Annotated in this window: 20 protein-coding genes; 7 read left to right on the forward strand and 13 right to left on the reverse strand. The window is 71.7% G+C overall.

All coding sequences use genetic code 11. The annotated features are described in order from the left end of the window. Nucleotides 1–117: 117 nt before the first annotated feature. Together AB0H93_RS39950 and AB0H93_RS39955 are read right to left on the reverse strand one after the other, a co-directional pair. Nucleotides 118–1,494 (reverse strand): glutamine synthetase family protein, encoded by a 1,377-nt coding sequence (locus tag AB0H93_RS39950; protein WP_358581105.1) that lies wholly within the window; start codon nucleotides 1,492–1,494, stop codon nucleotides 118–120. A gap of 50 nt (nucleotides 1,495–1,544) precedes the next feature. Beyond that, nucleotides 1,545–1,904, reverse strand: a complete 360-nt coding sequence (locus AB0H93_RS39955) for a peptidase inhibitor family I36 protein (protein WP_358581200.1) — start codon at nucleotides 1,902–1,904, stop codon at nucleotides 1,545–1,547. Between the two features lie 42 nt (nucleotides 1,905–1,946). Between AB0H93_RS39955 and AB0H93_RS39960 the strand changes: the two genes are divergently transcribed. Beyond that, nucleotides 1,947–2,675 (forward strand): DUF899 family protein, encoded by a 729-nt coding sequence (locus tag AB0H93_RS39960; RefSeq protein WP_358581107.1) that lies wholly within the window; start codon nucleotides 1,947–1,949, stop codon nucleotides 2,673–2,675. On the opposite strand, the gene AB0H93_RS39965 is transcribed toward AB0H93_RS39960, so the two are convergent. Then, on the reverse strand, nucleotides 2,672–3,283 hold the full coding sequence (locus AB0H93_RS39965) for an FMN reductase (protein WP_132488957.1): 612 nt from the start codon (nucleotides 3,281–3,283) through the stop codon (nucleotides 2,672–2,674). The two genes, AB0H93_RS39960 and AB0H93_RS39965, sit on opposite strands and share 4 nt — an antisense overlap. Next, a complete protein-coding gene (locus AB0H93_RS39970) occupies nucleotides 3,280–4,377 on the reverse strand; it encodes an LLM class flavin-dependent oxidoreductase (RefSeq protein ID WP_358581109.1) in 1,098 nt (365 codons plus the stop codon). The genes AB0H93_RS39965 and AB0H93_RS39970 overlap by 4 nt, the downstream gene beginning before the upstream one ends. Before the next feature lie 397 nt (nucleotides 4,378–4,774). On the opposite strand from AB0H93_RS39970, the gene recQ reads away from it, so the two are divergent. Further along, nucleotides 4,775–6,655, forward strand: a complete 1,881-nt coding sequence (gene recQ / locus AB0H93_RS39975; RefSeq protein ID WP_358581111.1) for a DNA helicase RecQ — start codon at nucleotides 4,775–4,777, stop codon at nucleotides 6,653–6,655. Here the strand turns inward: recQ and AB0H93_RS39980 are convergent. From AB0H93_RS39980 to AB0H93_RS40005, 6 genes are all read right to left on the reverse strand, one after another. Beyond that, complete coding sequence (locus AB0H93_RS39980; RefSeq protein ID WP_358581113.1) at nucleotides 6,629–7,864, reverse strand: DUF445 domain-containing protein; 1,236 nt, start codon at nucleotides 7,862–7,864, stop codon at nucleotides 6,629–6,631. The genes recQ and AB0H93_RS39980 overlap by 27 nt on opposite strands. Then, a complete protein-coding gene (locus tag AB0H93_RS39985) occupies nucleotides 7,861–8,607 on the reverse strand; it encodes an Abi-alpha family protein (RefSeq protein WP_358581115.1) in 747 nt (248 codons plus the stop codon). Before AB0H93_RS39985 ends, AB0H93_RS39980 begins: the two co-directional genes overlap by 4 nt. After that, complete coding sequence (locus AB0H93_RS39990) at nucleotides 8,604–10,139, reverse strand: acyl--CoA ligase family protein (protein ID WP_358581117.1); 1,536 nt, start codon at nucleotides 10,137–10,139, stop codon at nucleotides 8,604–8,606. The genes AB0H93_RS39985 and AB0H93_RS39990 overlap by 4 nt, the downstream gene beginning before the upstream one ends. Before the next feature lie 141 nt (nucleotides 10,140–10,280). Continuing rightward, nucleotides 10,281–10,778, reverse strand: coding sequence for an XdhC family protein (locus AB0H93_RS39995; RefSeq protein WP_358581119.1), 498 nt, complete (start codon nucleotides 10,776–10,778; stop codon nucleotides 10,281–10,283). A 61-nt stretch (nucleotides 10,779–10,839) separates the two neighbouring features. Next, the gene (locus AB0H93_RS40000) at nucleotides 10,840–11,469 is read right to left on the reverse strand and encodes a class I SAM-dependent methyltransferase (RefSeq protein WP_358581122.1); all 630 of its coding nucleotides are present in this window, start codon (nucleotides 11,467–11,469) and stop codon (nucleotides 10,840–10,842) included. Between the two features lie 63 nt (nucleotides 11,470–11,532). Next, nucleotides 11,533–12,999 carry a DHA2 family efflux MFS transporter permease subunit gene (locus tag AB0H93_RS40005; protein WP_358581125.1) on the reverse strand — a complete coding sequence of 489 codons (1,467 nt, stop codon included), beginning with the start codon at nucleotides 12,997–12,999 and terminating at the stop codon, nucleotides 11,533–11,535. An 86-nt stretch (nucleotides 13,000–13,085) separates the two neighbouring features. On the opposite strand from AB0H93_RS40005, the gene AB0H93_RS40010 reads away from it, so the two are divergent. Further along, on the forward strand, nucleotides 13,086–13,529 hold the full coding sequence (locus AB0H93_RS40010; protein WP_358581127.1) for a MerR family transcriptional regulator: 444 nt from the start codon (nucleotides 13,086–13,088) through the stop codon (nucleotides 13,527–13,529). Here the strand turns inward: AB0H93_RS40010 and AB0H93_RS40015 are convergent. Then, entirely contained in the window at nucleotides 13,526–13,699 is a 174-nt protein-coding gene (locus tag AB0H93_RS40015) for a hypothetical protein (protein ID WP_358581130.1), read from the reverse strand. The genes AB0H93_RS40010 and AB0H93_RS40015 overlap by 4 nt on opposite strands. Before the next feature lie 198 nt (nucleotides 13,700–13,897). Between AB0H93_RS40015 and AB0H93_RS40020 the strand changes: the two genes are divergently transcribed. Then, complete coding sequence (locus AB0H93_RS40020; RefSeq protein WP_358581132.1) at nucleotides 13,898–16,384, forward strand: ATP-dependent Clp protease ATP-binding subunit; 2,487 nt, start codon at nucleotides 13,898–13,900, stop codon at nucleotides 16,382–16,384. Between the two features lie 93 nt (nucleotides 16,385–16,477). On the opposite strand, the gene AB0H93_RS40025 is transcribed toward AB0H93_RS40020, so the two are convergent. After that, complete coding sequence (locus AB0H93_RS40025) at nucleotides 16,478–16,843, reverse strand: arsenate reductase family protein (RefSeq protein WP_358581134.1); 366 nt, start codon at nucleotides 16,841–16,843, stop codon at nucleotides 16,478–16,480. A 135-nt stretch (nucleotides 16,844–16,978) separates the two neighbouring features. Between AB0H93_RS40025 and AB0H93_RS40030 the strand changes: the two genes are divergently transcribed. The 3 genes from AB0H93_RS40030 to AB0H93_RS40040 all read left to right on the forward strand — a co-directional run bounded on the left by AB0H93_RS40030 (nucleotide 16,979) and on the right by AB0H93_RS40040 (nucleotide 19,732). Continuing rightward, nucleotides 16,979–17,245, forward strand: coding sequence for a DUF3040 domain-containing protein (locus AB0H93_RS40030; RefSeq protein ID WP_358581136.1), 267 nt, complete (start codon nucleotides 16,979–16,981; stop codon nucleotides 17,243–17,245). 413 nt (nucleotides 17,246–17,658) lie between these two features. Beyond that, entirely contained in the window at nucleotides 17,659–18,567 is a 909-nt protein-coding gene (locus tag AB0H93_RS40035) for an ABC transporter substrate-binding protein (protein WP_358581202.1), read from the forward strand. Between the two features lie 19 nt (nucleotides 18,568–18,586). After that, entirely contained in the window at nucleotides 18,587–19,732 is a 1,146-nt protein-coding gene (locus tag AB0H93_RS40040) for an LLM class flavin-dependent oxidoreductase (RefSeq protein ID WP_358581138.1), read from the forward strand. Between the two features lie 12 nt (nucleotides 19,733–19,744). Here AB0H93_RS40040 and AB0H93_RS40045 read toward each other — a convergent pair whose 3' ends face one another. Continuing rightward, the gene (locus tag AB0H93_RS40045) at nucleotides 19,745–22,537 is read right to left on the reverse strand and encodes a TIR domain-containing protein (RefSeq protein ID WP_358581140.1); all 2,793 of its coding nucleotides are present in this window, start codon (nucleotides 22,535–22,537) and stop codon (nucleotides 19,745–19,747) included. Nucleotides 22,538–22,554: the final 17 nt, after the last annotated feature.

The following is a 22,554-nucleotide window of genomic DNA, read 5'->3' on the forward strand; positions in this document are numbered from 1 at the left end:
GTTCCCGCCACCGGGCGGCAGTTCGAGATCACTTCCGGCCCCGCGCGCGCCGTGGTCACCGAGCAATTTCCATTGAAATCGAACCTTCGATTTCAATGGAAATTGCGGACGACCCGATCACCAGCACCAGCGGGTGCGGGCGGCGAGCTGCTCGGGCGTGGCGTCCGCGCATCGTTGCGCTTCCGCTCGGCGAACCGTGAGCATCGCGTCGTGCAGTTCCTTGCCCAGGGCTTCGGCCAGCACTCCGGAGGACTCCAATGCATCAGCCGCCTCGGCCGCGTTCGTCGGCAGGCGGTGGATTCCCGCCGCCGCGCGCTCGTCGTCGGTCAGCGCCGCCGGGTCGCCGGTGATCTCCGCGGGCAGTCGCAGCTCCTCGCGCACGCCCGCGAGGCCCGCCGCCAGCACCGCGCCGACCGCCAGGTACGGGTTCGCGGTGGCGTCGAAGCACTTCACCTCGGCGTTGGCGGCCCACCGTTCGGTGCCGATCGTCCCGGTGATCAGCCGCATCGCGGCCTCCCGCGCCTCCCGGCCCCACACCTGCCACACCCCGGCCCACCGGGACGGCTCCAGCCGCAGGAAGCTCGCCGGGTTGCCGCCGCCGATCGCTTGCAGCGCGGGAAGTTCTCGCAACACACCGGCCAGGAACGCCTCGCCGGGTGGCTGCAAGCCGTAGCGTCCCGGGCCGCCCGCGAAGAGGTTGCCGTCCGAGTCGTGCACGGACAGGTGCAGGTGCCCGCCTGAGCCCGCGCCGCCGGGCACGAGACAAGGCGCGAAGCTGGCCCGCCAGCCGTGGCGGCGCGAGACCGCGCGCACGGTGTGCCGCACCAGCAGGGCATCGTCGGCCGCGCCGAGCGGATCCTTCGCGGCCACCGACAGTTCGACCTGCCCGAGCGCGTATTCGGGGTGGAACTGCTGCACTTCGAGCCCCTGCTCGCGCAGCGCGGAGACGAGTCCGAGCGCGTAGTCCGCCGTCGCCTCCAGCCGCACCTGACCGTAGGCGGGGCCGGTGAACGCCGGGACGAACTCGTCGGTGCCGGGCTCCCCCAGCGCCCATTCGTGTTCGAAGGCGGCGAGGACGGTCAGCCCCGCCTCGGCGGCGGCCCGCGCCTGGCGCGCGGCGAACGCGCGCTGGCAGGCGACGAACCGCTGCCCGTCCTGGCCGAACTTGTCGGCGGGCGCCCACGCCCAGCCCGGCAACGCCGCCAGGTGCACCAAGCGCCCGAGGTCGGGCACCAGCCGCAGGTCGCCGTCCGGCCCACCGAGGTAGCGGCCCGGCACCATCACATCGTCGAAGGTGAACGTCTCGAAGCACGGCGAGGCCCCGACGCCGAACCGGGCCGCGGCCGACAACCGTTCCAGCGGAACCGATTTCACCCGCACGATCCCGGCGTTGTCCACAAAGGACATCTCGACCAGCTCGACGCCCTCGTCGCGCAGCCGCGCGATGACATCGGCCGAACCGGCCGGCTCGTCCCGGGGAATCCGCTCGCTCATACCTGCCACGTTATCCAGCGGCGCAAGCGGAAGCGCACCACCGACAGCGGTCAACTGTGAATGTACGATTGCCCGCCGTAGCTGAAGTCGCGCACGCCCGTCCCGCCCTTGATCTCCACGCGGTTTCCCCGGCAATCACCCGTCTGGAACACGATCTGGGTCTGGACGGACCGGTTGTAGACCGAACGGAAGACGGACTCGGCGACCTGGCAATTCATGCCGTCACCCGCCCAATCGATCGGCAAGTACTCCGGGGTTCCGCTGTAGTTCTCGCCTTGGTACAAGCACATCGAGTTCGGAGGGCAGTTGGGAGGCGGGGCGTCGTCGCGAGTCGAGGTCCGCGGCGCGTGACGGCGGGGTGCCGGGGGCACCCGGAAGGCGCGATGAGTTTCGGCCCGCCGGCAGGTCATCACTGCCGAGGCCACCGAGCGCGCGACCGGAGAGGGAAACCGATGGAAGCGAACAGCACGCACCCGTTGCCCCAGATCGCCGATCGGGCTTCCTGGCAGGCGGAGATCGACCGGTTGCGGGCCCGGGAGAAGGCACACACCCGCGAGGGCGACGCGATCGCGGCCGCCCGGCGGCGGCTGCCGATGGTCGAGGTGGACGCGCAGATCCCGCTGGTCGGGGCGCAGGGCGAGGTGCCCCTGGTCGACGTGTTCGAGGGACGTCGGCAACTGATCGTCTACCTGCACATGTGGCACGACGGCAAGCCCGCCGCCGAGCAGTGCGAGGGCTGCACGTTCTTCACCGGGCACGCGCGCGAGCTGTCCTACCTGCACAGCCGCGACGTCACCTACGCGACGTTCTGCCAGGGCCCGTACGACGAGAGCGCCCGGTACCGGGACTTCATGGGCTGGGAGATGCCCTGGTACTCGGCCCGCGATTCGGGAGACGCGTTGCTCGCCGGGCGCGGCTTCGGCGGCTACCTCTGCTACCTGCGCGACGGCGACCGGGTGTTCGAGACGTACTGGACGACCAGCCGAGGCGTCGAGGCCGGCGCCACCAGCTACCACCTGCTCGATCTCACCACCTACGGCAGGCAGGAGACCTGGGAGGACTCGCCGGAGGGCTGGCCGCAGCCCTACGCGACCGCCGGCGAGCAGTTCCGGACCGACGGTCGGCCCACGGCGCAGTGGTCCCGGCTCGCCGCGGGCCGGTCCGACGACCTCACCGGCTAGTTCCGGTTCTGGGACAGGAGTTGTTCGAAGGGGACCGGTTCTTCGAACGCGTCGGCACGGGCGGGTGCCGGGCGGTGGTCGACGAGGGCCGCGAACTCGCCCGCCGCGCGATCGACGCGGTCGGCCAGCGCCGCTCCGTCGCCCGCCGAACCCCAGTCCTCCGACGCCGCGTACACCGCGGTCGGCACCACCACCGCCCGCAGGTAGCTGAACATCGGGCGCATCGCGTGTTCCAGCGCCAGCGAGTGGCGCGGCGATCCGCCGGTGGCACCGATCAGCACCGGCTTGCCGACCAGCGAATCGGTCTCCACCACGTCGAAGAACGACTTGAACAGCCCGCTGTAGGACGCCTGGAAGATCGGCGTCACCGCGATCAGGCCGTCGGCCGCGGCCACCCGGTCGAGCACCTTCCGCAGCTCCGCGCCGGGAAAGCCGGTGACCAGGTTGTTCGCCACCTCCTTGGCGTGGTCGCGCAGCTCGACGACCTCGATGTCCGGCGGCTGCGCCAACGCGCGGCCGGTCGCCGCGGCGAGCCGGTCGGCCAGCAGCCGGGTGGACGACGGCTGGCTCAGGCCCGCCGAGATCACGACCAGGTTCCGCTCGCTCACTTCGTCACCTCCGCCTTCTTCGCTTCCTTCGCGGCCAGCAGCGACGCGTGCGTCGGGGCGTCCGGCACGTGCGCGGGCCGCATCGACTCGAATTCCTTGCGCAGCACCGGGACGACCTCCTCGCCGAGCAGGTCGAGCTGCTCCAGGACGGTCTTCAGCGGCAGCCCGGCGTGGTCCATCAGGAACAGCTGGCGCTGGTAGTCGCCGACGTACTCGCGGAAGCCCAGCGTCCGGTCGATGACCTCCTGCGGGCTGCCGACCGTCAGCGGCGTCTGCTCGGTGAACTCCTCCAGCGTCGGCCCGCCGCCGTACACCGGCGCGTGGTCAAAGTACGGCCGGAACTCGCGGACCGCGTCCTGGGAGTTCTTGCGCATGAACACCTGGCCGCCGAGGCCGACGATCGCCTGGTCCGCCGCGCCGTGCCCATAGTGCTCGAACCGCCGCCGGTACAGGTCGACCATCCGCTGGGTGTGCTCCTTGGGCCAGAAGATGTTGTTGTGGAAGAAGCCGTCGCCGTAGTAGGCGGCCTGCTCGGCGATCTCCGGGCTGCGGATGGAGCCGTGCCAGACGAACGGCGGGACGCCGTCCAGCGGCCGCGGGGTCGAGGTGAACGACTGCAGCGGCGTGCGGAACCTGCCCTCCCAGTCGACCACGTCCTCCCGCCACAACCGGCGCAGCAGGTCGTAGTTCTCGACGGCCAGCGGGATGCCCTGGCGGATGTCCTGGCCGAACCACGGGTACACCGGGCCGGTGTTGCCGCGGCCCATCATCAGGTCGACGCGACCGTCGGCGAGGTGCTGCAGCATCGCGAAGTCCTCGGCGATCTTCACCGGGTCGTTCGTGGTGATCAGCGTGGTCGAGGTGGACAGGATCAGCCGCTCGGTCCGGGCCGCGACGTAGCCGAGCATGGTCGTCGGCGAGGACGGCACGAAGGGCGGGTTGTGGTGCTCGCCGGTGGCGAAGACGTCGAGTCCGATCTCCTCCGCCTTGAGCGCGATCCGCACCATGGCCTTGATCCGCTCGGCCTCGGAGGGCGTGCGGCCGTTGGTCGGGTCGGTGGTGACGTCACCGACCGTGAAGATCCCGAACTGCATGTGAACTCCCTCGCTGGCCAGATCCCGATCATTTAGTACGAGATTCAACTATTTCCACGAACGATTCTGCCCTGCGAGTTGTTCCCGCCGAAGGCCCGGCCGCCCCGACGGGACGCACATCACAGGCGGCCCGACACGCCGCCGCATGTCGGAACGCAGGGGCCCGGGCTCGGTCATGGGTGCTGCTAGAACTGACTTGTCTTTGTCTTTGAAGCGGCGCAGCCGCTTAGCCCACCCTCGCAACCGGCACCGCCGCGGGTTCTCAGGGGTCTTCTCGCGAGGACAGCCCCGACGTGGTGAATTGGTCATTCATGAGTCGGGGATCCCACAGCGAGAAGGCACCTGAGGTTCCGCCACCCACACCGCTACGCAAAACGAGTCGGAGACAGGATCTAAGATGCGCGCCGTGGCTTCCCCTGGTCTTGAGGTGTCCGACGCCCAGCAGGTCTTGCAGCGCGTGTTCGGTTACGACTCCTTCCGCGGTTCCCAGCAGGAGATCGTCGACCACGTGATCGGCGGCGGCGATGCGCTGGTGCTGATGCCCACCGGCGGCGGCAAGTCGCTCTGCTACCAGATCCCGTCACTGGTGCGGCCGGGCGTGGGCGTCGTCGTGTCGCCGCTGATCGCCCTGATGCAGGACCAGGTGGACGCGCTCAACGAGCTCGGCGTGCGGGCGGGCTTCCTCAACTCGACGCAGAACTACGAGCAGCGCCGCCAGACCGAGGCCGCGTTCGCCTCCGGCGAGCTCGACCTGCTCTACCTGGCGCCGGAGCGGCTGCGGCTGGATTCGACGCTGGACCTGCTCGGCCGCGGCGAGGTCTCGGTGTTCGCCATCGACGAGGCGCACTGCGTGGCGCAGTGGGGCCACGACTTCCGGCCCGACTACCTGGCGCTTTCGGTGCTGCACGAGCGCTGGCCCGAGGTGCCGCGCATCGCGCTGACCGCCACCGCCACCCAGGCGACCCGCCGCGAGATCGCGACCCGGCTGGAATTGACCGGGGCCCGGCACTTCGTCGCCGACTTCGACCGCCCGAACATCCAGTACCGGATCGCGCCGAAGAACGATCCGCGGAAGCAGCTGCTGCAGCTGCTGCGCACCGAGCACGCCGGGGACGCGGGCATCGTGTACCGGCTCTCCCGCGCCGAGGTGGAGCGGACCGCGGAGTTCCTGGTGGCCAACGGGATCGACGCGCTGCCCTACCACGCAGGCCTGGACAAGGAGGTCCGCGCCGCGCACCAGTCCCGCTTCCTGCGCGAGGACGGCCTGGTCATGGTCGCCACCATCGCCTTCGGCATGGGCATCGACAAGCCCGACGTGCGCTTCGTCGCGCACCTCGACCTGCCGAAGTCGGTCGAGGGCTACTACCAGGAGACCGGCCGCGCGGGCCGCGACGGGCAGCCGTCGACGGCCTGGATGGCCTACGGCCTGCAGGACGTGGTGCAGCAGCGCAAGCTGATCGAGCTCTCCGAGGGCGACGACGCGCATCGCCGGACGCTGTCCCGGCACCTGGACGCGATGCTGGCGTTGTGCGAGACCGTCGAGTGCCGCCGCACGCAGCTGCTCGCCTACTTCGGCCAGGACGCCGCGATGGCCTGCCAGAACTGCGACACCTGCCTAGCACCGCCGGAATCGTGGGACGGCACGGTCGCCGCGCAGAAGCTGCTGTCGACCGTGGTGCGGCTGGACCGCGAGCGCAACCAGAAGTTCGGGGCGGGCCAGGTCATCGACATCCTGCGCGGCAAGAAGACCCCGAAGGTCGAGCAGTTCCGGCACGACTCGCTGAGCGTGTTCGGCGTCGGCGCCGACCTGAGCGACAACGAATGGCGCGGCGTGATCCGCCAGCTGCTGGCCCAGCGCCTGCTCTCCGTGGAAGGCGACTACGGGACGCTGGTGCTCACCGAGTCCAGCGGCGAGGTCCTGCGCCGCGAGGACCCGCGGCAGGTGCTGCTGCGCACCGAGCCCAAGCGCGCCGCCGCGTCGACCGCAAAGTCCAAGACTGCAAAGCAGGCCGCGCAGGACATGCCGCCGGAGGCGGAGCCGGTCTTCCAGCGACTGCGGGCCTGGCGCGCGGCCACCGCGCGCGAGGAGAACAAGGCGCCGTTCATCATCTTCCACGACTCGACGCTCCGCCAGATCGCGGCGGCCCAACCGTCCACTCTGGACGAACTCGCCGGGATCAGCGGGGTCGGCGAGCAGAAGCTCGCCAAGTACGGCCAGGCCGTCCTCGACGCCCTGGCCGACGAGCCATCCTCAGGAAGCGAGCTGTTCCAGGACTAGGACCTGGGCTTCGCCGACGACGAAGCCCAGGGCCGCGCCGGTGGCGATGAGGATCCACTCCTCCTCGCGGAAGGCGGGGCGCAGCAGTTCCTCGAACTCCTCGGCGTCGAGCTCCTTCATCTTGGCGACCAGGGTGTTGCGGATGTCCATCGCGTCGGCCGCGTAGTCCTCCACGTACCCCATCGTCTCCGGGAGCTTGGTCATCAGCAGCTCGGAGATCCGCTGCTTCAGGTCCTGGTAGCGCCGGCCGCCGAAGGCGAGCACGACCAGCGGTTTGGCGATGCTCGTGCGGCGGCTCAGCTCCTCGTCCACCTTGCGCTGCACCAGGGCCAGCACCTTGTCGGCCATCGGGCCGCGCAGCACCGCCTCGATGACGTTGCGCGGGGTGATGATCTCGGCGGCGATGAGCTCGCAGTAGGCCTCGGCCACCTCGTCCCGGCGCTTGAGGAACAGCCCCTGCCACTCGAACAGCCCGAAGTACCGCTTCGGCCGCCGCGGGTGGAAGATCATCTTCAGCGCGAGCCAGTCGGTGAACCAGCCGGTGAACAGGCCGAACAGCGGCATCATGATCGGCGCCTTGAACAGCACCCAGGCCGACATCTGCACCACGCCGATCAGCGCCCCGAACACCGCACCGGAGCGGCGGATGAACCGGAACTCCTTGTGGCCCGCCTCCAGGAAGATCCGGTTGAGCAGCTCCTTGTCCCGGACCAGGCTGGTGACGACCATGTCCTTGAGGTCGAAGACGTTGTCCACATCGGACTTGATCTCGGCCAGCACGTCGGCGAGCAGCCTCGGCGCGTCGGCCTGCACGCGGGCGATCACCGCCCGCTGCACGCCGCGCGGCAGCGATTCCCACAGGCCCGGCTGGTAGGCGGCCGCGACGTCGCGCACGATCTCGTCGATCGTCTGCCGCAGCGGCTGCTCGACCTCGGCGACGATGCGCTCGGGATCGAGCCGGTCCAGCACCTCCTGCGGCTTGATGAGCTGCTCGGTCAGGGTGTCGCAGGCGATCCCGGCCATCTTCGCGGCGTGCTTGGGCACGATGCCCTGCCAGCCGAGGAACGGCTTGATGCCGGTGAACTCCACCGGCGAGAACATCATCCGGATGGCGATCACCTTGGTGACGTAGCCGATGAGCGCGGCCACGAACGGGATCGAGAGGTAGAGCGCCCAGTGCGCCGCGAAGTCCTGGAGGATCGCGTTCATGCCGGGGCGTCCCCGGCGCTGGGGTCGCACCGCTGCCAGAACCGGGTGCCCAGCGCCGAGATCCGCACGCTGCGGCGCTGCACCTTGGTGGCCTTGGCCGAGTTGAGCGCCGCGCGCACCCGCGAATCGGTCTGCAACGTCTCGTACTGGTCGTCCACGTCCGGCAGGGCCGGGCCGATCTCGACCAGGCCGAGCGCGTGCAGCCGGGTCAGGTAGTGCGGCACCTCCTCGGTCAGCGCCACGCCCACCGCCCGGCCCACGGTCGAGCCGTTGCGCAGCACGAACCGGACGGCGCCGCCCATCACGCCGCGCTCGACGACGTGCACCACCGGGTACGCCGAGCCGTCCGACAGGCCCGCCAGAATGCGCGCCTCGTCGGGCGTGATGAGGCGCAGGAGGCTCGTGTGCAGGTAGTCGCGTGCGTCCTCGCGGCCGGACATCGCCGAGCGCTCCAGCAGCTCGGCCATCAGCACGCGCAGCTTCTCGCGCTGCTCGTCGTCCGGTTCCCGCTGCGGTGCCGGCGCCTCGGCGGCTCGCTCCTCCTGGCGGGCGTCGACCTCGTCGAGCCACTGGCGCAGCCCGTCGGCGACCGCCCGCTCCAGGGTCCGGAACCCGCGCTCGAAGTCCTCGCCGCCCGGCAGCTCTCTGACCAGGCCCAGCCCGGTGCGGGCGACGTCGCGGCCGGCCCGCGCCGCCCAGCCGGCGAGGACACCGAGCACGTCCGGCTTCGGCTCCTCCGTCACGGCCGCGCCGTCCTGGCCCGCTCGCGGAGGACGTTCTTCTGCAGCTTGCCGGTGGACGTCTTGGGGAGGTCGCCGAAGACGATCCGCTTCGGCGCCTTGAAGCGCGCGATGCGCGCGCGGACGAAGTCGATCAGGTCGGCCTCGGCGGCGGTCGCCGCGTCGCGCAGGGTCACGTAGGCGATGGGGACCTCGCCCCACTTCGGGTCCGGGGCGCCGACCACGGCCGCTTCCAGGACGTCCGGGTGCGCGGTGAGGGCGTTCTCCACCTCGATCGACGTGATGTTCTCGCCGCCGGAGATGATCACGTCCTTGATCCGGTCGCGCAGCTCGACGTAGCCGTCCGGATGCCGGACACCGAGGTCGCCGCTGCGGAACCAGCCGTCCAGCGTGGCCGCGGCGGTCGCCGCCTCGTCGCGGTAGTAGCCGAGCATGACATCGTTGCCACGCAGCAGGATCTCGCCGGTCGTCAGCCCGTCGGCGGGCACGTCGCGCCCCTCGGCGTCGACCACCCGCAGCGGCTCGGCGATCACGTTCGCGATGCCCTGCCGCGCGACCAGCCGGGCCCGCTCGTCACCGGCCGCCTCGTCCCACTCCGGCTGCCACTCGCACACCACCGCCGGGCCGAAGGTCTCGGTCAGGCCGTAGAGGTGCCGGATGTCGATGCCGAGCTCGGTCATCCGCTCCAGCAGCGCGGGCCACGGCGGGGCGCCGCCGGCGAACACCCGCACCGGCCGGGGCGCCGGGCGCGCGGCCTCGGGATGGTCGGCCAGCATCGCCAGCACGGTCGGCGCGGCGCAGAAGTGCGTGACGCCGTCGGCCCGGATCGCGCGCCAGATCCCGGCGGCATCGGCCTTGCGCAGGCAGTGGTGCACGCCCCCGGCCGCCGTCACCGCCCACGGGAAGCACCAGCCGTTGGTGTGGAACATCGGCAGCGTCCACAGGTAGCGCGAGGACGTGTCGAGCCGCGCGTGGTAGGCCATCGCCAGCGCCTGCAGGTAGGCGCCGCGGTGGTGGTACATCACGCCCTTCGGGCGGCCGGTCGTCCCGCTGGTGTAGTTGATCGACAGCAGCGACCGCTCGTCGGCGACCTCGACCCGGTGCGGCTCCGCGGCGTCGCGGAGCTCGTCGTACCGGTCGGAGTCGATCACCGGGAGGTCCGCGCCGGATTCGGCGAGCACCCGCCGGTACTCGGAGTCCACAATGGCCAGCCGAGCGCCGCTGTGCTCCAGGATGTAGCCGATCTCGGACGCGGCCAGGCGGGTGTTCAGCGCGACCAGCACCGCACCGGCCAGCGGCACCCCGTAGTGCGCCTCCAGCAGCACGTGCGTGTTGGGCGACAGGACCGCGACGCGGTCGCCCGGCCGAACTCCTTGCGCGGCAAGCATTCCCGCGAGCCGCTGGGCCCGGTCCCAGAACTGCGCGTAGGTGTAGCGCTGCGTCCCGTCGACGACCGCCGGGCGATCGGCGAACACCGCCGCCGCGCGCTCCAAAAAGGACACCGGCGACAGTTCCCGAAACGCGATACCGCTCACCACGCGCCCCTCCCGCCCGGCTCCCGGAACACTCGGCACCGGGCCATGATCCCGGCGCTGGGTGACCGGAGCATAACCACATCGCCCCGGCAAAAGCGAGAGTCCGCGCACCTCACCCGGCCGGCCGGGCGCCCGGTCGGCTCAGAAGGCGAAGCCGCCGGGCTTGCCGTTGCGGTCGGCCAGCAGGCCCGCGAGGGTCGCGATGGCGATCTCCGGCGGCGTGCGGGAGCCGATGTTCAGGCCGATCGGCCGGTGCACCCGCTCGATCTCGGCATCCGGGACGCCGAGCTCCCGGAGCGCGGCCACGTGCGGCCCGGCGTGGCGCGGGTTGCCCATGACGCCCACCCAGCGGACGTCGTGCTTGAGCACGTCGCGCAGCAGCGGGCCGAGTTCCGGGCGGTGGTGGTCGGTCACCACGACGTCCGCCTCCGGGCCCAGCACCGGCACCGCCGGGACCGCGTCGGCCCCGGCCCGCTCGGCGTCCGGTTCGACCAGGATCGTCCGGAAACCGAGGTCCCGGCCGTAGCGCAGCAGGAATTCCGCCACCGGCGAGGCGAACACCGCCGCCAGCACGCGGCCACCGGACGACGCCGACGGGACTTCACCGTGCGCCACCGCGCACGCAGCATCCTCGGTCATCAGACCAGTGTGCCAGCCGCACCCGGCCGGGACCACACCCCCAGTCGGTCCAATGTGGACTTCAGAGGCGGGTGGCGGTGGCCAGCCAGGCGGCCAGGTCGACGAGCGCGCCGTCCTCGACGCCGAGCGCCTCGGCCCGCTCGCCCAGCGCGACGCCCCGGTAGCGGCTCAGCCGGACCTCCTCCAGCCGCCAGCCCTCGCCGGCGAAGGCCTCGCGGATCGCCGACTCGGGGATGCGCGGGCCGAAACCGGGCTCGACGTCGGCCAGCGCCAGGACGTGCACGGTCGCCCCCGGCCTGCACACGCCGTGCAGGCTGTGCACGTACTTCGCCCGGTCCTCCGGACCGAACACGTGGAACAGCGCGCTGTCCACGACGGTGTCGTACAGCCCGCCGGTGAGCTGCAGCGCATCGGCGACGTCGAAGCGGGCGGCGACGTGCTGCGCGGCGGCGTTGGCCCGGGCGTGCTCGATCGCCGGGCGCGAGAAGTCCACGCCGCGGACGTCGTAGCCCAGCTTGGTGAGCAGGATCGTGTGCTCCCCCGCGCCGCAGCCGGGATCGAGCACCGCGCCCCGGATTCCCCCGGCCTGCTCCAACCCGACGATGGCCGGCTGCGGCTCGCCGATCACCCACGGAGCGCTGTTCTCCTCGTAGGCGGAGTCGAACACCGTGCGTTCCACCGAAGTTCCCATTCCACACCCCTTCGAAGCCGTCGATCTGCTGGGGACAGCTTCGAACTTCGACCTAGCTGGAAGTCAATCCCCCATCGCAGGCGTCTTCGCCGCGGGCGCCTCGTCGCCCGGTGCGGGCTCCGGCGACTTCGCGCGCGGCAGGGCGACGATGAGCGCCGCGACCAGCAGCGTCGCCACGCCCGCGACCACCAGGCTCAGGTGCAGGCCGGCGGTGAAACCGGCGCCGAACAGGCCGTCCGCGCCGCCGCCGGCCATGGCCCGCTGCGCGGCCGGTCCGCCGATGTCATCGGCCAGCACCGCGACGCCCCGGGCGGTGACGAGCATGCCCAGGACCGCGATGCCCAGGGCGGCGCCCGCCTGGCGCAGCGCGTTGACCGTCGCTGCCGCGATGCCCGAGCGATGCGGGGCCACGGCCGACATCGCGGCCGCGTTGGTAGCGGCGATCGCCAGCCCCATCCCGCTGCCCAGCACCGCGAACAGCACGCCGATGACCAGGTACGGCGTGTCCGGGCGGAGGACCAGCATCGCCAGCAGCGCGGCACCGGTCACGGTGTAGCCGACGAACATCGGAACCCGGTGCCCGCGGCGGCCCACCCACCTGCCGGACACGACCGTGCCCAGCGCGATCGCCAGCGAGTACGGCACGAACTGCAACCCGGCCGCGGTCGCGCCGGCACCCCGCACCTGCTGCAGGAACAGGGAGAACAGGTAGAAGCAGCCGTAGGACCCGAAGCCTATGACGAACGAGGCCGCGGTGGTGACGGCGAACTGCCGCTGCCGGAACAGCCCGACCGGCAGCATCGGATTCGGGCTGCGAGCCTCCACGACGATGAACGCGGCGAGGCTGCCGAGCCCCACCAGCAGCGGCAGCAGCACTCCGGCCGAACCCCAGGAAGCCTGCGCGCTCTCGATCACCGCGTAGGCCAGCCCCGCGAGGCCGAACACGGCCAGCACCTGGCCGAGCGGGTCGGTGGCCGCGTGCTCGGGGCTGGCCGATTCCCGGATGCCGCGCAACCCCAGCACCAGCGCGACCACCGCCAGCGGCAGGTTGATCAGGAACAGCGCGGGCCAGCCGAAGCGGTCGGTGAGCAGCCCGCCCACCAGCGGGCCCAGCACCGTCGCCAGACCGCTGAAGCCGCCCCAGATCCCGATCATGCGGGCCCGCGCGGCCGGGTCCGGGTAGGCGTGGGTCAGCAGGGACAGCGCGCCCGGCGTCAGCACGGAAGCGCCCGCGCCCTGCACCAGCCGGCCCGCGATCAGCAGTTCGATCGTCGGGGCGAGCGCGCACCAGGCCGAACCGGCGGTGAAGATGCCCAGGCCGACGAGGAAGACCTTCTTGCGCCCGAACCTGTCCCCCAGCGCGCCGCCGGTGAGCATGAACGCCGACAGGCACAACGTGTAGCCGTCGACGACCCACTGGGCGCCGGTCGCCGTCGCACCCAGTCCCGCCTGGATCGCGGGCAGTGCGACGTTGACGATGCTCATGTCGAGCAGGGCCATGAACGTTGCGAGGAAAACCGACGCGAGCAACCTGGAACCTCCCGTTGATCGGCGGGCGCGCGCCCGCAGGGAAGATCACGATGCGTGCTCAAGTCGGCTTGAGGTCAAATGGTCGGGTGAGCGAGGACCTGACTCCCATCGGGGTGGCCGCCGAGCGGTGCGGGCTGGCGGTGTCGGCACTGCGCTATTGGGAGGAACGCGGCCTGATCCGTTCGGCGCGCAACAGTTCCGGGCACCGCTGCTACGACGCGGGCCAGCTGCGCCGCATCGCACTGGTCCGGATCCTGCGGGACACCTGCATGCTCCGGCTCGACGAGATCGCGGTGATCCTGCACGGCAATGCGCCCGAACGGCGCTGGCAGGAGGTCGTGGAGCAGCGGATGGCCGCGATCCGCGCCGAGCAGGAGCGGCTGGCCAGGGCCGAGCGGTGCCTGGGGCCGTTCCTGACCTGCACCCGGGATCACCCGGCCGAGGAATGCCCGTGCCTGCGCGACGAGATCGACCGGCAGCTCGACGAGGGCACCTGGACTTCCGATCCACTGTGGACCGAGATCGCCTAGGCGCCGGCAGCGAAGTCCAAGCGGCTCCGGTCGCAGTCGAGGATCTCCACGAACCACGCCCGCAGCTGCGCCGGGCCGATGATCGCCCGCCACACCTTCTCCCGCGGATGCGCGAGCCTGCGCTCGAAGCGCAGCTCGTACCGGCCGTCGTCGCGCAACTCGCCGTTCATCCGTCCCCATCAGTGCATATTCCGTCGGGTAAATATTCCCGTCGAACGATATTGGTCGCGAACCGATGCGGCAAGTGGTGACGCGCGCCACTTGTGGGACTGGTTGGAATTACCCGGACCAGACTGACGTTGGTTGATAGCAACGGACTCAAGTAGATGGCGGCGGAAGCCAGCAACACCGTCGCGAGGAGGTTAGGAATGGCGACGTTCTTCGGACCGGCAGGCGGCCCGTTCGACGAGTACTTCGCGCGCTTCTTCGGTGCCGACGACGCTGCGCCCGGCTCGCGCCGGATCGACATCACCGAACTGATGACCGAGCAGGCGCAACAGCTGCTGAGCGGGGCCGCGCGCTTCGCCCGCGACCGCGGGCAGACCGACCTGGACGCGCTGCACCTGCTGTGGTCGGCTGCGCACGAAACCCCGACGCGCGAGCAGCTGGCGCAGCTCGGCGTGGACACCGACGCCTTCGCCGCGCAGATCGAGGAGCACCTCCCGGCTGCCGGTGAAGCCGCAGGCGACCGGCCGGTGACGCTGACACTGGCGGCCCGGACGGTGCTCGCCGACGCGCACCGGGTGGCCCGCGCGCTCGGCTCCACCTACATCGGCCCGCACCACGTCCTGCTCGCCATGTCGGCGAGCCCGGACTCCGAGACCGGGCGGCTGCTCGGTTCCGCAGGCGCCGGGCCCGAGCAGTTGCGCGCCGCGAGCCAGCGCCCCCGCGCCGAGCAGGAGGCGCGGCCCAAGGACAGCGACACGCCCACGCTCGACCAGTACGGCCGGGACCTCACCGCCCGCGCCCGCGACGGCGAGCTGGACCCGGTGATCGGCCGGGCCGACGAGATCGAGCAGACCGTCGAGATCCTGTCCCGCCGCACCAAGAACAACCCGGTGCTCATCGGCGAGGCGGGCGTCGGCAAGACCGCGATCGTGGAGGGCCTGGCCCAGCGCATCGCGGCCGGGAACGTGCCGCGGGTGCTGACCGGCAAGCGCGTGATCCAGCTGGACCTGTCCGGGATGCTGGCCGGCACCCGGTACCGCGGCGACTTCGAGGAGCGGATGACCAAGGTCATCGACGAGATCTCGCAGCACCGCGGCGAGCTGATCGTGTTCATCGACGAGCTGCACACCGTCGTCGGCGCCGGCGGCGCCGAGGGCGCGATGGACGCGGGCAACATGCTCAAGCCCCGGCTGGCCCGCGGCGAACTGCACGTGGTCGGCGCGACGACGCTGGACGAGTACCGCAAGCACATCGAGAAGGACCCGGCCCTGGAACGCCGCTTCCAGCCGGTCCAGGTGCCGGAGCCGAGCGTGCCGGACACCGTCTCGATCCTGCAGGGCCTGCGCGAGCACTACGAGGCGCACCACCAGGTCCGCTACACCGAGGACGCGGTGGAGGCCGCGGCCCGGCTGTCCGACCAGTACATCAACGACCGGTTCCTGCCGGACAAGGCGATCGACCTGATCGACCAGGCCGGCGCGCGCAAGCGGCTGTCGGCGGCGCCGGACGGCGCCGAGCTGCGCAGCCGCATCGAGCGGCTGGAGCAGGAGAAGGACGCGGCGGTCGCCGCGGAGGACTACGAGCGGGCCTCGGCGTTGCGCGACGAGATCGGCAAGGCGCAGGGCGAGCTCGGCGACGCCGGCGAGGCCGTTGTCCTGGAGGTCACGGCCGAGGACATCGCCGAGGTCGTCGCGCGGGCGACCGGGGTGCCGGTCAGCCGCCTGACCGCCGCCGAGAAGGTCCGGCTGCAGGGGCTGGAGCAGGAGCTGCACGAACGCGTGGTCGGCCAGGACGACGCGGTGCGGGCGCTGGCCCGCGCGGTGCGGCGGTCGCGCAGCGGGCTGGGCGACCCCGACCGGCCGGTCGGCAGCTTCCTGTTCCTCGGTCCGACCGGCGTCGGCAAGACCGAGCTGGCCAAGGCGCTGGCCGAGTCGCTGTTCGGCGACGAGCAGCGGATGGTGCGGCTGGACATGAGCGAGTTCCAGGAGCGGCACACCGCCAGCCGGCTCGTCGGCGCGCCCCCCGGCTACGTCGGGCACGGCGAGGCCGGTGAGCTGACCGAGGCGGTGCGTCGGCACCCGTACTCGGTGATCCTGCTGGACGAGGTCGAGAAGGCGCACCCGGACGTGTTCAACACGCTGCTGCAGGTGCTCGACGACGGCCGCCTGACCGATGGCCAGGGTCGCACCGTCGACTTCACCAACACGGTGCTGATCATGACGAGCAACCTCGGCTCGGAGGTCATCTCCAGTGCCGGCGGCAAGATCGGCTTCACCGCCGGGGACGCCGACCCGGCGCTGGACGAGCGGATCATGCCGCGGCTGCGCGAGGCGTTCCGGCCGGAATTCCTCAACCGCATCAACGAGATCGTGGTCTTCAAGCGGCTCGACGGCGAGCAGCTGCACACGATCACCCGGATGCTGCTGGAGCAGACCGTGCGCCGGCTGCAGGCGATGGGCATCGGCGTCGAGTTCGACGCGGCGGCGGTGGCCTGGATCGCCGAGCGCGGCTACCGGCCCGAGTTCGGGGCCCGGCCGTTGCGGCGGGCGATCGAGCGGGAGGTCGACGACCGGATCAGCGACCTGATCCTGGACGGCGAACTGGCCGAGGGAGCCCGGCTGCGGGTGTCCGCGGCCGACGGCGAGCTGGCCCTGCAGGTCGACGAGCCGGCCGCAACAGCGGCCTGATCAGGCAAAACGGGGGCGGGCGCAACGAGCGCCCGCCCCCGTTCCCGTATCCGCTGGAGGCGTCCGGCGGGAAGGGCCGACCCCCTCCGCCGGTCAGTCGGTTGCCGGCAGCACCGATCGCACGGCTTCCGGGGTCCGGGCGACGACCGTGGTGCCGTCGTCGGCCGTGATGATCGGGCGCTGGATGAGCTTCGGGTTCGCCACCAGCGCTTCGATCCACCGATCCCGGTCCGCCGGCTCCCGGCCCCAGGCCTTCAGGCCGAGCTCCTTCGCCACCGGCTCGGCCGTCCGGGCGATGTCCCACGGCTCCAGCCCGAGCCGGTCCAGCACCTCGGCCAGCTCCGCGGCCGTCGGCGGCTCGTCGAGGTACCGGCGCACGGTGTACTCCGCGCCCGCCTCGTCCAGCAGCGACACCGCCGAACGGCATTTCGAACATGCCGGGTTGACCCAGATCTCCATCGGAAGCTCCCTGCCGCGACGACTGCGGACACAGGCTATCCGCAGGGACCGGCAACCGTGCCAATGGACCCTTCACAGCGGAGGACATCGTTGCAATACTTGTTCAACGAGGCGGATGAACCGTTGGAGGTGGCCATGCTACCGAGGGACGAGCGGCGCCGCCTGAGGGAGATCGAGCAGCAGCTCGCCGGCGACGACCCCAAGTTGGCCCGCCGCCTGACGGAGACCAGCGCGTGGCGGCGGATCTGGGCCCTGATGTCGCCGCGGATGACGCTGGTGGTGTTCGCGGCGCTCGTTGCTGTGGTGTGCCTCTTCCTCGGCGAGGGCGGCGGCGTGCTCTCCGCCGGGGCGCTGGCCGCGATCGTGTTCTTCTCCCGCACCTGGCACATCCGGCTCGAATGAGCCGCCGACTCCGATCATCATCCACAGTGGCCGGACGATGACCGCCGCGCCCCCGGACGCCCGCGGGAGCCGGGCGTTCTCGATCCGTGGGAGCCTTCCGCTCGTCGTTGACTCCTCCGCCAAGCGGCTGACAGCATCGTGATCGTGTCCGGACACTTCGCGTTGACCTGGCGCCTGCACGTCGATCTGCGACGGCAGGCCAGTTCCGCATGTCGTCCCTGCTGAGCTCTTCGCGCTGATCCCGCCTTCCCGGGCCGCTTCGCGCTGCCCGCCGGCGTGCCACTTCCCCCGCAACGATGGAGCAATCGACCGTGCGTCGTCGTGAATTCCTTGCTGCCCTTGCCCTTTCCGCCACCTCCGCCGGGCTGCTCAGCGCCTGCGCGAGCGGCCGCGGCGACCCGGCCCAGGCGCCGGTGCCCGCGCCGGTCGACGCCGGGCAGCTGGCGCGGGTGACCCTGCGCGTCGGCGACCAGAAGGGCAATTCCCGTTCCCTGCTGCGGTCGGCCGGCCTGGACGACTTCCCGTACACCGTGCAGTGGGCGACCTTCCCGTCCGGCCCGCCGCTGCTGGAAGCCGTGTCCGCGGACGCCATCGACCTCGGCGGCGTCGGCAACACTCCGCCGCTGTTCGCCGCCGCGGCCGGGGCGAAGATCAAGATCATCGCCGCGTCGAAGGGCAACGTCGCGAGCGATGCCCTGGTGGTGCTGCCGGACTCCCCGCTACGGGGCCGCGATCAGCTCCGGGGCCGCAAGATCGCGGTCGCCAAGGGCAGTTCGGCGCACGGCCAGATCCTCCTGACGCTGCGCGCGGCCGGGCTCACGCCCGACGACGTCGAGCTGGTGTTCCTGCAGCCCTCCGACGCGCTCGGCGCGTTCAAGCAGGGCTCCGTGGACGCGTGGGCGATCTGGGACCCGTACTACTCGCAGATCCAGCTGGAATCGGGCGCCAGGACGATCGCCGACGGACAGGGCACCGCCAACGGCCTGAGCTTCCAGGTCGCCGGCACGGCCGCGCTGGCCGATGCGGGCCGCAACACCGCCATCGCCGACTACCTGGTGCGACTGGCCAAGGCGCAGCGCTTCGCCGACGGCAACCGCGAGCAGCGCGCGCAGGCCTGGTCCGCGGACACCGGCCTGCCGATCGAGGTGACGCGGCGCGCCACCGGACTGGGGCCGGACGTGCCGGTCGCGCTGGACGACGCGGTGATCCGCTCGGAGCAGGAACTCGCGGACGCGTTCGTGACGGCCAAGGAGATCCCGCGCCGCTTCGAGTTCGCCGAATTCGTCGACACCCGTTTCGCCGCCCAGCTCGCCACCGCATGACCCACCGGGAGAACAAGCGATGAGCGTCACCACGCACTGGTTCCTGCCCACCCACGGCGACGGCCGGTCCATCGTGGACAGACCGCACGTCACCCCGACCGGCGCCGACACGCCGCGCCAGCCGGACATCGACTACCTGGCGCAGGTCGCGCAGGCCGCCGAGCACCTCGGGTTCACCGGGATGCTCACCCCCACCGGCAGCTGGTGCCAGGACGCCTGGGTCACCACCGCGGCGCTGCTCGCCCGCACCCGGCGCATCAAGTTCCTGGTCGCGTTCCGGCCCGGCGCGCTGACCCCGACCCTGGCCGCCCAGCTCGCCGCCACCTACCAGCGGGTCTCCGGCGGGCGGCTGCTGCTGAACATCGTCACCGGCGGCGAATCCGTCGAGCAGCAGCGCTTCGGCGACTGGCTGGACCACGACCAGCGGTACGCCCGCACCGACGAGTTCCTCGCCGTGCTGCGCGGCATCTTCGCCGGTGAGCCGTTCGACTTCGACGGCGAGCACTACCAGATCCGCGGCGCCGTCGCGTTCGAGAAGCCGGACCCGCAGCCGCCGCTGTACTTCGGCGGCTCCTCCGACGCCGCCCTGCCGGTGGCCGCGCGCCGCGCGGACGTGCACCTGACCTGGGGCGAGCCGCCGGGCGCGGTGGCGCAGAAGGTGCAGCGGCTGCGCGAGCTCGCCGCCGAGGAGGGCCGCACCCTGCGCTTCGGCATCCGCGCGCACATCATCACCCGGGACACCAGCGCCGAGGCCTGGGCCACCGCGCAGAAGTTCGTCGACCAGATGGACCCCGCCGACGTGGCCGCCTCCCAGGCGAAGTTCGCGGCCACCGAATCCACCGGCCAGCGCAGCATGGCCGCCCTGCACGGCGGCGTGCTGCGCAGCGACGCGCGGGAGCTGGAGATCCACCCGGGGCTCTGGGCGGGTGTGGGGCTGCTGCGCGGCGGCGCGGGCACCGCGTTCGTCGGCAGCCACGCCGAGGTCGCGGACCTGATCGAGGAGTACCACTCGGTGGGCATCGAGGAGTTCGTGCTCTCCGGCTACCCGCACCTGGAAGAGGCCTACTGGTTCGGCGAAGGGGTGCACCCGGAGTTGGCCCGCCGCGGCCTGCTCGCGCCGGTCGGGGCTCCGGCGCCCGAGCCGGTGGCTGCGGGCCGGTGGTGAGCACCGCGCCGGTCAGCGCATGCAGCGCAGATCGGCGGGCGGCTCGGTGCCCGTGACCTGGCGCCACTCCTGCGGGGTCAGGTCGCGGCCGGCCGCCGCGCAGGCGCGCTGGGCCCAAGCCCGCGGGTCCAGCGGCCAGCGCAGCAGCTCACCACCGGAGGTGAGGCTGAGCAGCTCGCGGGAGTCGGGGGTGAAGGCGATCGTAGTGCTGCGCCCCACGGCGCCGGTGATTCCCGAGGCGGGCTGCGGCAAGGAGAACTGCCCGATCCGCCCACCGGAGGCGAGGTCCAGCAGCACGAGCAGACCGTCACCGCGCACACCGGCGGCGTACCTGCCGTCGGCGGAGACGGCCATGCTGTCTTCGAGCAGGTCCGAGGCCTCCAGGGTGCGGGCCTGGCTGCCCTGCGGCACGTTCCACACCTCGACCTGCCCGTAGCTGCGCTGCACCAGCAGTTCGCCGGCCGGCGTGAACTCCACGTCGTCGCCGCCGCCCGGGGAGACGAGCACCGCTCGCGCGGCGCGCAGGTCGATCACCACGAGCACGTTGCGGTCGATCAGCGCGACGTGCTCACCACTCGGCGATATCGCCATCGCGCTGGCGACATCCCCTTCGGCGCTGAGCCATTGCGGCCACGGCCCGCGGAGGTCCTGCAGCACCTCGCCGTCGGGCAAGGACCGGACCACCACCCGGCCGTCCTGGTCCACCACGACCACCCGGTCCCCCGGCACCTCCCGCATGATCAACGCCGGCTCCGGCGAGCCGCTCATGTCGACGCCACCGGGCGAATCCCAGGTCGCCTGGACGTCCGCCGGGTCAGCGGCCGAGATGAGCCGGGCGGTGCCATCGGTGCTCGCCATCAGCACGCTTTCCCCCGACCGGACCCAGATCGCCCGCTGCGCGTCGAACGCGGCGAACTCCTTCTCGTCCGAGCCGTCGCGCAAACCCACCCGGCGCAGGTGCTCGGCACCCAGCTTCGGCAGCACCAAGGCGTTCTCGCCGCCCGGATCGACCGCCAGGTCCGGTTTTCCGATGAAGCTGTAGTCGTCCGGCTCGTCCGCGGCGATCCGCTCCGCGAGCCGGTCGGTCTGGTCCAAGTCCCACAGCACCACCGAATCCCCGGTGGATCCGGCCAGGTAGCGGCCGTCGCCGCTGAAGCTCAGCCGGTTGAGCTGGCTGTTGCCCGGCACTTCCAGGAATCCCTCCGACAACCGGTCGCCGAAGACCTGCAGCAGCCCGGAGACCGCCACCGCGAACCCCGAACCGCCGGCGGCGACCGCCAGCACCTCGGGATAGGTCCGGGGCGAGAACTCCTGGCGCCGTTGCGGCTTCGGCGGGGTGCCGGTCCGCTCGTCGGCGGGCATGCCTTCGAAGACGAAGCCGCCGACGACCGGGTCGTTGGCCGCGAAGCCGAAGAAGTCGCCGTTCGGCGAATACGCGCTGAAGAAGCGGTTCTGCGGCGATCGCGCCCCGACCTCCGCCAGCACCCGCAGGTCTTGCAGGGCCAGGTAGGCGGCGGAACCGGTCACGGTACCGAGCATCAACCGCTGATCGTCGAGGAACGCGATCTTGTCCGGGTCCGCGATTTCCCACGGGATCGGCGCCCGCCTCAGTTCGGCCCCGGTCGCCGCGTCGTGGAGCACGATGTCGCCCGCATCCTCCGTCGACGCGAGCAGGCGGCCATCCGCCGACAGCGCGATCTGGTCGACGGCCCGCCGGGCCTCGACCCGCACCTGCCGACCGCTGCTCGGCTCGACCACCACCGTCGCGTTGCCGTCCGTGGCCGCCAGCCGGGTGCCGTCCGCGCTCGCTTCGACGGCGAACGGGGCCGGTACCGCCACGGTCACGTCTTCGGCCCGGCGGGGCTCGCCCGCCAGGTCCCAGCGCAGGATCCGGCCGCTCTTCGTGCCGGCCACCAGCACGTCGCCGGTGCTGGAGAGCGCGGTGACCTCGCTGCCGGCGGGGTGGTAGCCGACCAGCTGAGGTGTTGCGGTGACGGCCTCCAGCAGCGCCGAGCTCGTTTCCGGGCCGGGGCGCATCCGGTACGCCTCGACCGCCAGCAGCTGGCCGAGGTCGAGGCGGGTGCTCAGGTTCTCCCGCGCTGCCGAGGCGAGCAGCCGCGTCATCGCCACATCCGCCCGCTCCTGGGCCAGGTTGCCCTGGTTCACCGCGATCGCCGTCGCCACCAGCGCGACGACCAGCAGCATCGCCAACGCCGACACCGCACCCCACGCCGTGCGCAGATTCCGCCGGTGGTGCTGGATGTGCTCACCGATCAGCTCGTCCTTGGACATGTCGCGCAACGGGGCGGCCAGGTCTGCGATGCACTCGCGGAACCGCGGATTCGCGCGATCGACCTGCTCGGCATCGCTGAGCCAGCTCAGGTCCACCCACCTCGGCTCCGCGTGGAACGCGCCGCGCAGCACCTCCGGCAGGGCGTCCGTGCGCGACCAGTCGATGTCGTCGCCGCCCCACACCAGTTCGCCGCCGGCGAGCACGATCAGCAGCGTGTCGGCGGACTTCTCCCGCAACCAGAACTCGACTTCCCGGGCCACCCACTGCGACCGGGCGGCTTCCGGGGAGGCGAGCAGGATGAACCAGCGGCTGGCCCGCAACGCCTGCTCGATGGACGCCCACAGACCCGGGTCCGCCGCGAGGTTCGTGCGGTCGCGGAAGATCCGCAGGGAGCGGCGCCGGTACCAGGGCTTGGCGAAGCTCTGCAGCTCGTTCTGCACCGCGGGCGCCAGCCGCTGGTCCAGGGCGTGGCTGTAGGACAGGAACGCGTCGTACTCCGGTTCTTCGGCCATGTTCCCCCCACCCCAGG

It is taken from the genome of Saccharopolyspora sp. NPDC050642 (assembly GCF_040654735.1).
GTDB classification, from domain to species: Bacteria; Actinomycetota; Actinomycetes; order Mycobacteriales; family Pseudonocardiaceae; genus Saccharopolyspora; species Saccharopolyspora elongata.

Coding starts and splice junctions, on each gene's coding strand:
- AB0H93_RS40000 (WP_358581122.1), bottom strand. CDS start 11,469: ATGGGAACTTCGGTGGAACGCACGGTGTTCGACTCCGCCTACGAGGAG.
- AB0H93_RS39950 (WP_358581105.1), bottom strand. CDS start 1,494: ATGAGCGAGCGGATTCCCCGGGACGAGCCGGCCGGTTCGGCCGATGTC.
- AB0H93_RS39995 (WP_358581119.1), bottom strand. CDS start 10,778: ATGACCGAGGATGCTGCGTGCGCGGTGGCGCACGGTGAAGTCCCGTCG.
- AB0H93_RS40015 (WP_358581130.1), bottom strand. CDS start 13,699: ATGAACGGCGAGTTGCGCGACGACGGCCGGTACGAGCTGCGCTTCGAG.
- recQ (WP_358581111.1), top strand. CDS start 4,775: ATGCGCGCCGTGGCTTCCCCTGGTCTTGAGGTGTCCGACGCCCAGCAG.
- AB0H93_RS40025 (WP_358581134.1), bottom strand. CDS start 16,843: ATGGAGATCTGGGTCAACCCGGCATGTTCGAAATGCCGTTCGGCGGTG.
- AB0H93_RS40030 (WP_358581136.1), top strand. CDS start 16,979: ATGCTACCGAGGGACGAGCGGCGCCGCCTGAGGGAGATCGAGCAGCAG.
- AB0H93_RS39955 (WP_358581200.1), bottom strand. CDS start 1,904: ATGACCTGCCGGCGGGCCGAAACTCATCGCGCCTTCCGGGTGCCCCCG.
- AB0H93_RS40045 (WP_358581140.1), bottom strand. CDS start 22,537: ATGGCCGAAGAACCGGAGTACGACGCGTTCCTGTCCTACAGCCACGCC.
- AB0H93_RS39960 (WP_358581107.1), top strand. CDS start 1,947: ATGGAAGCGAACAGCACGCACCCGTTGCCCCAGATCGCCGATCGGGCT.
- AB0H93_RS40020 (WP_358581132.1), top strand. CDS start 13,898: ATGGCGACGTTCTTCGGACCGGCAGGCGGCCCGTTCGACGAGTACTTC.
- AB0H93_RS40040 (WP_358581138.1), top strand. CDS start 18,587: ATGAGCGTCACCACGCACTGGTTCCTGCCCACCCACGGCGACGGCCGG.
- AB0H93_RS39980 (WP_358581113.1), bottom strand. CDS start 7,864: ATGAACGCGATCCTCCAGGACTTCGCGGCGCACTGGGCGCTCTACCTC.
- AB0H93_RS39970 (WP_358581109.1), bottom strand. CDS start 4,377: ATGCAGTTCGGGATCTTCACGGTCGGTGACGTCACCACCGACCCGACC.